Below are 14,753 nucleotides of genomic sequence, written 5' to 3'. Positions count from 1 at the left end.
TCACCAGTGACTTGTTCGGTCATGCCAAGCAGACGACCCGGTAGGGTGCTGTCCTCATACTGAAAGGTGCGGGTGACGGCCTGGCTGCGGTCTTCTGCTCCGTTTTTATCCGTCCCGATGTTGTTTACCACCAGAAACGGCCGGCCGGCGGCGTCGTTCAGGGCGATAGAGATGCCGGCATCGGCACTCTGCGTGCGCAGCACCGCCCCGGTAAGGTCAGCCTGATAAATGAAGTTCGCCCGGCCGGCGTCGTGCAGGCGCGGGTCGGCGCTCAGTGCCAGAACGCCGCGGGCGTCGTACTGGTGGCGGGTGATGCGTTCGTCCGTTACCGCCGGCGTGGCGGGATGGCGGTGGTATTGTATCTCCCGCGCGGTCAGGCCGCGGTTGTCAAGTACCGTGACCGTCGGGGTTCTGGAGTAAAGCGCATTGTGTGTCATAAGCATGTCAACTGTAAATTAATCGGAAAAATACCGGCAGAAAATCTGCCGGCATGGCGTTAAGCAGAGGCAGGGGTCTCCGCGAGGGTGTCATTTTCATCCTCACTGACCACAAACCAGGGCGTGAACAGCATACGGCGCAGCCCGCCTTTTGCCGTGATAACCTGCCATTCCCGCCCCACCGGATCGTAACAGTGGGTGTCGGCATACAGATCCTGCCGCGCGCTGTCGTCACTGACATATTTCCAGCTGTCAAGGAAGTACGGCTGGTAGGTGCGGATGGCCTGCCCCTTGTTGTCGTACTCCGTCCGGCCGGATATCGCCCAACGGAACACGGTCTCTGCGATGGCCGGTTCGCCTCCTGAACCGGTGACGAGGGCACCATTCTCCGCACGCTGCCAGGCTTCTCCCGCTGTCTGGCGAACCGCTGTCTGTAGAATGCGGCCGAAGCCATCACTGAAGATCACCTGCTGGCGAACCTGCTGGGCGGCCTTTTCTTCTGCATAGCGGTCATAGCGGTCAGTGGTGAGTGTCACCACGTGCGGCGGCAGGCCCTGCCCGTTCTGCCAGCTGTCCGTGACATACAGCATGCACTGTGCCACTGGCAGGGGAGCCTGTAGGCTGAGCATCCCGTCGGCGGTGTTCGGCAGCGTCAGCGCGGTATCACTGTATCCCGCTGCCACACCGTTCTCCGTCCCGCTAATCCGCAGGCTGATTATTCGCCCCAGCGCATCCAGTGTGATTGACTGGACATTGTTGTTTGCATCGGTCACCCTGACCGGCGTCAGGAAACGCCAGTCATATTCCGCTCCGGTTTTCAGTCCGGCGGCGTCCTCGGTCTGCGTGATCACGCAGTCGTACTTATCCCGGGTGACGGTCAGTGCGCCGGTCAGCAGGGTATCGCGCCAGGTCTGCGGCAGCCAGAAATGCGCCGCTGCGGCGTAGGTCGCATACCCCTGTCGGATAGCCCAGAGTGTCTTGTTCGTTTCGCCGGCGCGCGGGAACAGATAACCTGTCTGTAAATAACCCGCCTGTCTCAGGCTTTCAGGGGAAATATGCGCCGACAGCAGCGCGACGATATTCTCATCCAGCACGGCGGTTTCGGTAAAGGCCGGCAAAGGAGGGAAGGCTGGCGCGGCGGTTGTTGCCTCATTCTGTGTATCCAGATACCAGGCCCGTTGTTGTCCGGCAAATACAGGAGCATGGGTTTCCGCCAGCAGCCCCGAACTTTCCAGCAACAGCGGGATCGTCACTCCGCCGGTCGGCACGGCTGACGCTGCATGGTTGAAGACGTCACTCCGGGCACCGTCAGCCAGCCCGGGCAGCCAAATGCCTTTTTCTGTGTCGAACAGAACATGCCAGCTGTTTTGCTGCCGCGTCAGACGAAGTGTCTGTTGCTGCTCATCGAAACTGCTGCCAAACAACGTTTCCGGCAGCGTATCGGGGTAAGGGCTGTCTGTTGGCTGATGACGTCGCGGGTAGCTGATACTCACCTGACGCAGCGCATTACCGTATGCGTCGCTGCTTAACAGCACCTGCTGACTGCACTGCGGGTCGCTGCTGACCCGTTCATACATATAGGTACGGCTCTCCGCCATGACCGGCCAGATGACAGGATAAGCACCTTCAGGTTCGACAAGGCGTACCTGTAGATGGTTTTCAGTGACCGTATAGGGGATGCTGGTCCGGCTGCTGCCGTCCGCGCCGTACAGTTCGCTGCGCAGCAGAAGGCCTTTCAGCCCCCGTTTCAGCCAGAAGGCCGTGGCGTTGTCCGGCGTAAATGCCTGCTCGGTCTCCCCACTGCCGAGCGTGAAGCGAGGTGTGAAATGATCAAAGGCTGCATTGTCCCCCGCCCAGTATTCAGTCTGCAACCGGTCGTCCACTTCCGCCAGGCCAGTGGCGAACCAGCTACGGCTGACAGCCGGCATACTGATGTGGTCTGCCGTCCCTCTGCTGGTCAGCGTGTCGGTATCACTCACCTCCACAAATCCGAACCCCCGGAACTCACGCTCCCGGCCGTCCCAGACACCATGTCGGTAGCGCACTGTGCTGACCAGCCGGTTGCCGGTGATCTCATCCGCCACCTCGGTACGCGCCAGCGTGTGCAGGGCAAACGGCAAGTAACTGGCCGGAATAGGTTTTCCCGCCGTCACCGTCTCTGCCTTTTCATCCAGCCAGAACTGTGCTGAACTGCGGTAGTGCAGCGCGTGACGCGCCCCCATCCCGTTGTTCATCGTACTCAGGAGCCAGGGCTTATTTTCGGACAGATGGCAGACCCAGTGGCGCGGCTGCGGATGCGGTACCGTCAGCATCAGACTGGCCACACCCAGTCCCTGAATGTCGGCCAGTTGCAGGTTACAGGTGTTGTCATAATGAACGCCAGCCGGCAGCGTCACGCTGAACGGTTCGGCAAACGCGTTACCGCTGAGATTACGGTAAACCCGCAGATGGTTGCTGCAGGCATAAATCAGATCGGTGGTGCCGGAGCCGTCAATATCGGCCAGATAAAGCCGGTCAGGATTGAAGCTTTCTGACGGCAGTTCTGTCGCCGGACTGAAGCCGGGCATGTTTACTGGCGAACTGAATCGGCCGTGGCCGGTATTCGGCCAGTAGCACACACCGTCAGCGCGCACCTCGACCAGATGTTGCTGACCACTGCCGGCCATGTCACTGAAGGCAACCAGCACGCGGGCGTCCGTTCCGGGAACCGGCAGGGTAACCCCGTCCGCCTGCATGACTGTCTGCGCTTTGCGCCAGCCATCCTCTGTTCCGCTGTAAAGCCGCACGCTTTTCGGCCCGATGAGCACCAGATCCGTCAGACCTGCGCCGATAATATCTGCCAGCTGCGCGTGCGGATGGACATATTCCACCGGCAGGGCAGACAGCGGCGTGAAGTGGTGCCACTCACGTTCAGGCGTCCGGTCATAATACCCGTGCACGCCGGGGGCGGTGACCACCCATTCCAGCTGCCCGTCACCATTGAGGTCTGTCAGCAGGCCGCCTTCGCGCAGGGTGGGAATGGCAGGCAGCGGGCGTGGCGTATCCCAGGTTACCGCGTTCTCACCGGCATTCGGCTGGCGGATCGGCGCCCGGTACCACCAGGCGCCGCTGTCCTGATACAGGATGCCTGCCAGCCCTTCGCCATTCAGATCGACCATCTGGTACGGCTGCAGCAGATTCAGTTTGCCCATCTCTTCCCGTGGCTGCCACTGCACTGTTTCCGGCGGGGTGAATACCTGCCAGCCATACGCCAGCGGCGGCAGGGCGCACAGTGTGCCATCCGGCTCATACGCCACCTGGCGGACCCTTTTCAGGATGGTCACGGACGGGGATTCATCATAGTCCAGCCAGAGACGGGCAACCAGCTGTGGTGTCTCTCCCGCCTTCTCCTCCCCCGCCAGTGCCGTAACGGCGTGATACATCAGCACCTGACGGCAGAGGCGGCGGTTACGCACTTCAAAACCGTATTCCCAGCCAGAAAAACGGTCCTGCCGGCACGGCCAGTTGCCGCGTCCCGGCGCGAGCCAGTCCGGCGCCACCGCTAACTCTGTTCCCCGCTCACCGTAATCCAAAACCAGTGTGAACAACCAGTCATCCGCGACGGGAACGGCAGCCAGCCCCGGCAGGTTACGACCGGCCTTTTTGTTGCCGTACCAGACCGCCACCAGATAGCGTTGTGCTATGGCAGCGGGATGCGCGCTTTTCTCTGCATCATCACAACCACTGTCATCCTCAGCCCGGTATTGCCAGTAGATCTGCTCACCGGTCAGTGACACTGAAGACTCGGCCAGCCAAGTGGCCGTCTGAGCCGGGCTGTCCGGATTGCTGATGCGGGCCTGTGCATTCCTGCCCAACAGGTGTACCTGCCCGTCCGGGCTGTACAGCACCCAGAAGCGCTGGTCGGTCTCGTCCTCCGACACCCAATATTCCAGGCGGCTGAAGCGGGTCTCGATACGCGATCGGTAAGCGTGGACGGTGTAGCGGCCATTCAAAGCGGTATCCAGCAGTGTCGTGACGCCAGCACGAATTTCCGGCGTACTGGCGGATGTCAGTACCGGTACCAACACCTCGCCGTCCGGCCCGGTGAATTCATCCGTTTCGTTATAGGCCGGAACGCCATGCTTTGTGCGCAGACGGATGGCGGGCGGGCTGATATCCCAGCCCATACCGAACGGCCCGTTACCGGCCCGGCTGTGGTAACTCAGTGTCAGGGCGGGCGCATAACCCCGGCCGTCACTGACCGGCAGCGGAAGCGTCAGCGTGGCAGCTCCGTCCGGCCCGGCGGCGGCCATATCCCCCTTCAGGCCGGTTATCGCCCCGCCGCCTTTGGGCAGTGACGGTGATTCAATCTGTAAAGGTGTTGTATTCTGCATGCAAAAACTCCTTACAGGCTCCCTCAGGAGCCTGCCTATCACAATATTTTAATTAAGAACGAATGGTATAGCGGATATGCAGAATGATATCGCTCAGGTTCTCCAGCAGCGCTTTCTGCCGATCAGTCGCATCCGGGAATTTCAGCGCCAGACTACCACTGTCATCCACGGGGATACCTTCAAACGGCAGGTAGCGTGCGTCGTTAAAATCCAGCATAAACTGGCCGCTGTCATTCATCCCGTGAGAGACGGCAATGGTTCTACATCCACTTGGCATGACGATGCTGCCACCGTAATTCAGCACGGCCCGGATATCTTCATACGGACCAACCAACGTCGGCAAGGTGACACTCACTTGTTTCAACTGACGGGTATTACCGAGGCTTTCGGGATAGTCGCTGAAAATTCTCAAATCAGACAATCGCACTGAAGCTTCTATCTGGCCGCTGCTGAGTTTCAGCACATTGCCGGAAGGGCCTGCGCTGCCTTTCCCTTCACGAAGGAATTGCGTGAGTTTTTCTGTCAGGCTAAAACTGTCTGATGATAAAGCCTGATAGAACTGCGCCAACGAGACGGTACGGGTCACTTCCAATGCCCGCTCATCACGCTCCAGCCAGGCTTTTTCCATTTCTGCCAGGTTCAGCAACAGTGTTTCCCCTGCCATCAGACCCGCAGTCGTGCCGTTCCAGGCACCGCCACGGATAAAGGTAACACCATTGTCGGTCAGTTCGCGGCGCAGCGCTTCCTGTGCCATCAGGCAGAAGGACTGGGTCAGGTCAAAGAACTGGTAATAGATGGCGCTCAGCTTGCCGCGCATCCAACTGTAAAGGGCTTTGTTCGTGAACTTACGCTGTAACAGCTCTAACTGAGCTTGGGTCTGCGCTTGTTGGGTTTCCTGATACTCCACCTGCATCTGTGCCGCTTCACGACGGATTTTCAGGGCTTCCAGTTGGGCATCCATTTGTCTGACTTCACCGTCAGCATTATCACGCTGAATTTCCCACTCCTGACGGCGGCGGCGATAAGCTTCCGAACGGCTGATTTTGTCTGCGGAATATTGGGAAGCTGTCGCGGAAAGCGACATCACGGAGGCGGAAGCACGCAGTGCTGCCCCCCAACGACTTCCGCCACAAGCGAAACCGAACACGTTTGGGACTAAGTCAGCCACGCCTTCTGCTATTGAGAGCGCCTGCCCGGCCAGAGACTGACCTGCCGCCGCATCAAACAGCGACATCGCCCGCAGTTCTCCGTGGTTGATATCTTCGTCATACAGCTGCTGGTATTTTTCCAGACGATTTTGTGCACTGCGGCGGCTCTCTGCCAATACGGTGATATCAGCATCCACTTCATCGACGGTTCGTTGCTGAATACGGATGCTCTGTGTCGCCAGCTCCATGCCCTGTTGAAGTAACAGAGTAGTGAGTTCATCGGCATCATCATGCTCGGCCATACTGAGCAGGGAGGTTCCGAACTGAGTCAATTGCGTCACCAGATTGCGGGCCCGCTCCAGCATCACCGGGAAGCGGTATAATGACAAAGTACCGGTTGGCAATGCACTGCCGCCCTGAGACGCCTGTACCATGCTGGTGAGCAGCGCTTTCGGATCGGTGGGCTCAGCATAAATCGCCAGCGATAACGGCTGTCCGTCAATGGAAAGATTGTGGCGCAGGTTAAACAGGCGCAGACGCAGGGTTTGCCAGTAATCGGTGAGCGCCGGGTTATATTCCGGCAGGAACAACCCGACCAGCGAATTAGCGGTACGGGGCTGAGTAGAAACCTTTCCGCTGTCCAGCGCCGCAAGATCCTGCTGATAGGTCGCCTGCACAGTTTGGCTGGCCGCCACAGAAAGGGACGGTGCGGCCCACTGTTGACTGCCGTAATCCTCCGGCTCATCACCCAGCAATTCCAGAGCACGCACATACCACATTTTGGCTTCATTCAGCGCATCGCGGGTCAGTTCACGATAGGCCATATCGCCGCGCAGAAGAAGTTGATCCAACAGGCGCATAAAGGTGGCAACCTTGTAGTGCGTCGGGTCATTTTGGGCAACGGCATCCGGATCAATGGCATCCAGCGGATTGGCATTCCAGGAAGTCGTCTCTTCCAGCGGCCGGCAGTTCCAGATCCAGGGCGCGATTTCCCCGTTAACGATATAGCCGGCGGGATTGTAGATATAGTTCATCCATTTTGTGGCTTCGTCGAACTGTTTTTCCTGTAACAAACGCTGGAAGCACATCATTGAGGTGTAGTAGAACAGTTCCCAGTAATAGAGTGCACTGGCACTGTTAAAATCCAGTGGTTCGGTAGTTTCGCCGTTATGTATTTGTATGTTAGCGAACATACTGATATCCGAATTGTTATTAATACCTATTTCATCATTATCATTTCCCACATATGTAAAGTGTGCACCATTCCAGGAACCATCATTGGGGTTCTTCTGGGTAGTTAAAAATACTTTGGCAATGAGTGTCCGATGCTGTGGTGTATCATCCAGGGGAATAAAGAGCCGAACAGCGAGTTCGGTGTCCTGCAACAGGCCTGAGTAAATAGCATGTACATTATCATCAACCACATGTTTGAGGTTGAGCTGGAATGCCCGGTTGGTGCCATGTGTTGCCGAATGGTAAGGAGGCAGGGTGAAAGTGGCATAGAAACCTTTACCCAACTGAGGTTCCGGTAATCGCTGGGTTTCCATTGTCAGGATAGTATCAATACCCGTGTTTGCTCTGGACACCAGTTGAGGTGCCAGCAGGGTATTAAGACGAATGCGATAAACACCGAGTTGCATATATTGCGCACCCGAATGGGTTTCATGCAGAAGCAGAATATCTTCCGGATTATAATTTACCCGTTTCACTAACAACGTATTATTGATTTTACCCAGCACTCGCCCGTCTTTGGCTTTGGTCTCAAAAACGATATCCAGCGGAGCAATATTATTGGTAAAGGCCAACGATGAAGCATCAATTTCCAGTGGCTTAAAGGTGTACTGCATAGCATCAAAACTGTTTGCTGGCTGGGAAATCACATTGGCACTGGCGGTAAACGTCTGGATTTTGCTGCCTGCCTCGACGGTAATTTGGATCCCTGCAGAGTTTGCGCCCGTGTCAATTTCCAGCCAGCCGGATGATTGATAAATTGTCCATGGGTATAAGTCACTAAAATGATTGGTACGATTATCCATCCCTTTAAAGGTCACCAAAGAAATTTGACACTTTTTAAAATCACTGGTTTTGTTGCTGCCAACAGCAAAAACCGCGTTTCGGGTATTGAGTAGCGGAAAATCAAACAAGAAGAGTGGGGTATTAATAGGGATATCCATGGCGTTCAAATACAAAACTTGTCTGAAAAGAATGGGAGCAAAAGAAACATCTTGTACTGAAGCGATATAGTTTTTCGTTTTATTATAAACAGTGATGGGCCCGCCACAATCTTTAGAAGTCCCCCAAGCATTAGCATGTCTGGCTGAATCTGCGATAATAAATGCATCACCAACCTGTGATTTGCCGTCCACCCCGGTCAGTTTCATGGCACGGATTTGTTTATTTCTGATGACATCACTACCGCCATGATATCTGACCGTGAAGGTCGCATTATGCAGCGTAATATTTAGGCTGCCACCGGCGTATTGACTGGTTATCTGCGGTATATTCCCGTTTTCCATCACCGTCAGATTATAGGTGCCTGTAGCAGACCCCATCTTCAGCGAGGTAGGTATTTCAAAATCCTGAGCGAAACGATAGCTGGCCTTTCTCACCAAGTTATTATCTTTCGTGTTAATGGTATCAAAGGTATTTTTCAACTGGCTGTAGCGGCTTAGTGCCGTGCTATCCATCTTTTTCAGGGAGCCATCGCCGTAAATGACCATTCCTGCCACATTTTTATTGCTGTCACCGAAATCTTTATAACTTTCCTCAGTTTTGTACACAAACACCAGCAAAGTGTCCTCACCCTGAAAGCCTGATGCGACCAGCCCCAGTCGTTGAGAGTCAGGATTATCACCAACAACAGCTATCACCTGATCCGTAATATCGTAAGACCAAGGAGCACTCCAGCTACCATCATGGCGCAAAAACGCCAGTTTCAGGGTAAAACGGTCATAGGTTTTTACTGGATCAGTGCCGTTTTCCGCCACTTCATCTTTTTCTACCCAGATAAGGTGCAGGCGTTCCCTGAATATGACCGGACGTACCGCATCCTTGTACGGGTTGACCGCCGTATCAATCTTCGTCCACTCTTTCCACGCATTGGCGGCCAGTTTACCCGCCTGCATCCGTGATATATCCACGTTACGCCAGTAGTACTCCGGCAGGTTCTCCCGCGTTTGGCCGACAAACCAGGTCAGCCCGGTGTTGCTGTTAACATTATCATGATAGGCGCTGACCACTTTCAGATCCGCCACGGTTTCAAAGCGGGTCAGGTAGGTTTTAAAGGCCTCTTCCACCGTGTCCCGGCTAAGTTTACTCTGGCTGATGTTTTCCAGCAGTTCATCCATCATCCGGGTCTGCCCGATACGCTGGGTCGGGTCAATGTAGTTTTCCGGATAATAAACCAGCCGCGATACCCCGCCCCAGGTACTGTAACGGTTATTCACCGTCCAGTCGGTAAAAAACTGGCGGGTTGACACATCGGCACGGGCATTAGGCTCTATCCGGTTCAGCGCCCGGTTGATATAGAGTTGAATACCGGCAATGGCCTCTGCCAGCCGGGTGGTTTTCACGGCAGAAGAGACCTGATTATCAATCAGGAAATAGCTGTACAGGTCATCCCGGCTGTGCAGGGACACCCCTTCTGGCTGGATATTCGCCAGAAACCAATTGGACAACACCGAACTCAGGCGCTCTGCGGTATAATCCGCCAGCGCCTGGGCCTGTTGTGTACTGAGTCCGGCTTCCATGTTTTCTGCCAGCGTCTGCCACTTATCCCAGGCAGGCAGATCCGGCTCGGCTTTGTTTGGCGCGGTCACGTAACGGATATTCACCAGCGTACGGATAACCGACGGCATCGTGTGCAGTGCTAATGCCACATCTATCCACTGCAACACGGTGTTGATATCCTGCCAACACTGAAGGCGGTTCACGCCGGAGGAAACGATGGCCTGCGTTACCATACTGATGTCCAGCCCCATCACGGAGGCCAGTCTGTCAGCCGTGAGGGTCTGCTGGCGCAGCATATCCAGCGTGTCAGAGCTGGGATTACCCAGTCCATTAATCCACTGATGGAATCGGTAGAGTAAGAACAGAGTATCAATATTGTGTTGTCCGGCGGGTTGACTTTTTGCGCCCAGCACGGTGAATCCGGAGATGACCAGCACGGATAGCTCTGCTTCACTGAGGCGCAGTGTCTGCACGGAAAGCGATAACTGTGCCATCACATGGCAGAATTGGACCAGTTGGGTAGTTTCATTGGCATTTAACGACTCTTTCAATACCAGTGTCATAAACCCGGCAATATTCAGGTCGCCCGGTCGCAGGTTATCGGTCCACAACAGGATATACCGCGCCATATCCGGTGACGCCAGATGCAGCGTTGCAGCAATAAACGGCGCAAGTATTTCAGCCTGAAGCTCCCGATTGTGACTCTGCGCCATATCTTCACTAATACGCGGTCGGAGGGTATTGATCAGATTACTGATTTCAGGTGAAATATTTCCGCTGAACTCTGGAGTACATAATAACCAGATCGCTTCAGTGGTGATTTCCGCCTTGGTCAGCCATTGCGTCACCTGATACAGCCAGATAACCAGCCGTGACAACTCCCCGGAAGAGAGAGAAACCAACTTTTTATTTCTGAACGGTGAAAGAAAATACAGCATACGTAGTTCATTCACTGTCAGATGATGGACATTGGCCAGTAATTTAAGTCGGTAAAGCAAAGAAATAACGGAAACAGAAAGGGTAATTTCATTATTTTCCTTCAACACGCCAGCCAGGCTGACCAATTGGTGCAATTCACCATTGTTGACTGTTAAACCTCGCATCAAAGCAGCACAATCAAAGGTATTTTGATTTTCTCTCTGATCAATACTTATGGTGCTATCATTGGCTTCAAAAATTTTTCCTTTCAACGGAGGGGTATTAAATAACCGAGTAAATAGGCTGGGTTCTTTCCCATGACTTATCTGGCTGATAACAGCACCAGACAGAACTAAGGCCATAGATACATCAATACTATAACGTTGCATATAATAATGAACGAGGAACAAGTTACCCAGAACTTCATCGGTAATGGTTAGGTTGTTATTGACGCTCTCAATGATAGTACGAATATCTAACGGGGAAATGCCGACAGCTTTATAAAGACGGATAAGTTTGTTCAGTTTTAATAGAAAGCTTTTGAACGGATAGCTAGTCAAAGTGAATATGTATTTATTTTGATAATACGTATGTATAGCTGGTTTATAAAAGGTTATATTTAATTTTAAAGGAAATTGCTCTTTACTTAAGTTAAGAATATAGCTGTAAGGAAAGTTGGTTTTATTGGAGAATTCTTTTTCATTTATTAGATCATTGGAATTTTCACCTTTAGTTCCAATCCATAAAGTATCAAAGCCATCTTTAGCATCTAATCTGAAGTTTAATCTATATTGTTCATCATTTAATGGAATAAGTTCAGCATAATGTACCGTTCTTTCTATACCAACATCCCTTTCAATCAGTATGGCATCAATGGAGCCATTTTCCTTACTAATTAGTCTCAATAGTTGATTATTTTGATAATATTGAACCGATATATCAATATCATTTGTTACCAATCCCAATAACGACTCCAGTTCTTCATACTCCAAACCATAATAGCGGGCAAGATATGCAGTATTTTGAAAAATACTAACATCAATATCACCGAAATTAGATTGAATCAGTTCCTCTATATTATCCTCCTTAATTTCCTCAGTCAGGAGTTCATAAAGTTCCGGGGAGATATTGGCCAGAATGGCCAGTAATGAAGCCCCTTCCGCCTGAGCCATGACCTCCGGATTACGGGAGAGCGCTGATAAGGTGCTATCATGCGTCATAATGACCTGACGGATAGTCTCATAAGGCTGATGGTAAGGCGCGTCAATAGCCTGACGGTAAGTCGACAGGTTCTCCATCAATGCGTCCGAGTCACTGCCTGTCTTGCGGGTAATATGTTCCAGCAACAACTCGTTGGACAGTGTCAGAGTGGAGATTTCCGTATCCATATTGTTCTGGCTCAGCGCCAGATCAGCCAGATCCGGACGGCGATTATCAAGATGATAAGCTGAGCTTGTGAAATGCAGCTCCTTTGCTTCGCGATACAATTCTGTGAGATAGCCAGCCGGTGAAAACATGGAGGCCACTGAATCCGATTTCACAAAGGAAGAGGAACGGGCACCAAACATTTCATCATAACTGCGTGAAACGTTGTCTCGTTCAATACCCAGTCGGATAGCACCGGATAATTGTGGGTTGGCACGGGTAAAAATACGCGCTTCCAGCAAGCGATTATTTTTTTTCTGCTCAATAGCTTCATTATAGAGATGGCGAGCCTCTCCCCAACTGAGCTGGTCATCAAATGTTTTTCTCAGTTCACTGAAGGAAAGATGCTGAAGGTCTGCGAGAGTCATCGTCTGACCGTCGCGAGTGGGACTGATTTTATTTAGTAATACCGCCGTGCTATACATAATAACCTCAATTATTTTATAAACGATGTCTCAGAAAGTTGAGTAGACAATATTTTGTAAGCTACGCTCCTATGAGAGCATAAAAATCTGTGGGGCACTTATTATTCCCTTCCGTATGAAAATTATAAATTGCTGTTAAAAAAGATGTATATCTACATTAAAAATAACAGGGAAATAGATGGTCTATTTATTATTATATTCCGTATTAAAATTATAAATTGCTATTAAAAAATATATGTATCTACATTAAAAATAACAGGGTAATAGATCCTCAATTATGGGGAAATGTCACGATGCGGAGAACCGTTTTATTCATTGTTCGTAGAATTCACGATCAATGAAATTATCGCTAAGCGCAAGGTGATTTAAGAATCAAATTTGAGCCTGGATATCTGAGGAAATAAAATTAAGTGAAGAAACGGCTCACTATTTTACAGAAATTGTTACAGCATAAGTGCCCTACTGATTTTTATACTCTCTATAACCTATTTAGGGTTCCGGTGTGGAACCCCAGTTTTATTATTTTCCGCAAATAGAACTGAATTGTTCTATAAACTTAGGTTTTCCAGAACTACCATTGTATCTGGACACTTGTATACACTTACCATCAACAGTAGCCACTAAATAGTCACCTTGAAATAGAGCGCCACTGTTATATAACGGGATCCCGTATAAATCGGACTTTCCTGCAGAATGCGTATGACCAACAAAAATAGCAATAACTTTATATTTCTCCAGAAGTTGTTTGAATTTATTCAGTTCATCTTGACTACTTTTTTTTGCAAAATGGTCCTTGGCATCATGGAAGTTTAATATAATCGTTTTTCCCCGATTAGCCGCACTCTGCAAATCTTTTTCAAGCCATGATAGTGACGATTTTATTTTAGTGTCCGCACCAAATGTTGGGCTTAACGTAGTCGTATAAGTCGGGTAATTCTGGAGTTGAACATAATGCATATCCCCATAATCCCATGAATAAGCTAAACTTCCTGTTTTTTTATCTTCATCAAAATACGAGGAAAATGCTTCCATGTCCATTTTTTTATATTCGTTAATTCTATCATTCATATCCCATATGGCGGATAATGCGCACCCATCAGAGCTGGGTTCACCTGTCGTTGTGCAGTCACCCACATTATTAGCATAGTCATGATTCCCTAATCCAATGAAAAGTGTGCTTGATAGTCTCGATGTGTAAATTTCATCAAAACTTTCTCTGCTATTCCGTCTACCAAATTCAGTGATATCACCATTAACAATCCCAAATGCGAAATTCTTATCATTTTTTAACTCTTTTATGCTACTTGAAACCACCGCATTAAATGACTCCCATTCAGAACGGTCCTTGTTTGGGTTATTACTACTGGTATTTAAACGAAAAGGTTGAGGATCTGACATAATGAGAACATTATATTTTTTCGCTGCATTCTTTTCATTAACGTAGACCGTATATGTGTTGCTCGCATCTTTTACACGATATATATCGTACAATTCGTGTGGATCATTTATCGACAAATTATTTTTAACAGAACCCCAATGCGATAAGCTCCAATAAACGTCAAAGCTTCCTCTATAAATTGAATATTCTACATTACCCTCAGTCCCTGCAGTTAAGGTTCCTTTAGTAGAAAATGAATCTCTTCCATAAGGCTGAATAGTTGATAGAGGTTTGGAAACCCAGTTACCCCACTCTACATTTTTTCGAATGACAGAGAGGCTATATTGAGTGTTATTAACAACAGTGTATTTAACTATGTCATAGGTTTTAGTTGATACATGTTCTTTGTTACTACTACATCCAAATAAAAATAATATTACTGCTAAGAATAAAATTCGATAGTTAGTGGCCATTTTTTAATCCATTGCTTGCGGTTTAATCTATTTTCTGGTGTGTAGCGCCGTACCGTTCAGATTGTCAGTGTATACATCAAGTGCATGAGTCACTCCATAAGCACATCCTACGATGAATGAAGAACTTCACACTGACTTCTTGTAACCTGAGCTCCGTTTTCCCGTGTCACACTGCGCCTCCAGTCAGGCAGAGAATCTCTGTGACAACGACGATAATGATAGAGATTAAAAAAAACAAAAAAAACATTATACTTTTAAATTCAATTAAAAAGGTTTTTATTCTTTATAAATACATATTATAATAATTAGCATCCAGTAATAATAAAAAAAAACACACGAAGCAGCAGTAAATACGCCTTTAAAAACAGGGGGTAGTCATTCACTCCTTTTAAATAAAACCATTGACGAGCAAATGGAAAATCTATAGATCTGTTTTTTTTAAGGAAG

Annotated in this window: 3 protein-coding genes and 2 pseudogenes; 1 reads left to right on the top strand and 4 read right to left on the bottom strand. The window is 50.3% G+C overall.

Going from position 1 to position 14,753, the window contains the following annotated elements:
• The 3 genes and pseudogenes from FE394_RS17195 to FE394_RS17185 form a co-directional block, all read right to left on the bottom strand.
• A pseudogene (locus FE394_RS17195) lies at positions 1-437 on the bottom strand (RHS repeat protein); the annotation flags it as partial.
• Positions 438-496: 59 nt separating this feature from the next.
• Positions 497-4,810 (bottom strand): SpvB/TcaC N-terminal domain-containing protein, encoded by a 4,314-nt coding sequence (locus FE394_RS17190; RefSeq protein WP_319927574.1) that lies wholly within the window; start codon positions 4,808-4,810, stop codon positions 497-499.
• 52 nt (positions 4,811-4,862) lie between these two features.
• A complete protein-coding gene (locus FE394_RS17185) occupies positions 4,863-12,455 on the bottom strand; it encodes a Tc toxin subunit A-related protein (protein WP_319927573.1) in 7,593 nt (2,530 codons plus the stop codon).
• Between the two features lie 209 nt (positions 12,456-12,664).
• Here FE394_RS17185 and FE394_RS17180 point away from each other — a divergent pair.
• Positions 12,665-12,818, top strand: a pseudogene (locus FE394_RS17180) (ISKra4 family transposase); the annotation flags it as partial.
• A gap of 156 nt (positions 12,819-12,974) precedes the next feature.
• On the opposite strand, the gene FE394_RS17175 reads toward FE394_RS17180, so the two are convergent.
• Complete coding sequence (locus FE394_RS17175) at positions 12,975-14,306, bottom strand: metallophosphoesterase (protein ID WP_319927572.1); 1,332 nt, start codon at positions 14,304-14,306, stop codon at positions 12,975-12,977.
• Positions 14,307-14,753: the final 447 nt, after the last annotated feature.

It is taken from the genome of Xenorhabdus littoralis (genome assembly GCF_033949345.1).
In the GTDB taxonomy this organism is placed as follows: domain Bacteria; phylum Pseudomonadota; class Gammaproteobacteria; order Enterobacterales; family Enterobacteriaceae; genus Xenorhabdus; species Xenorhabdus littoralis.
Note: the sequence above shows the minus strand (reverse complement) of the source record. Positions and strands in the feature narration are given on the sequence as shown.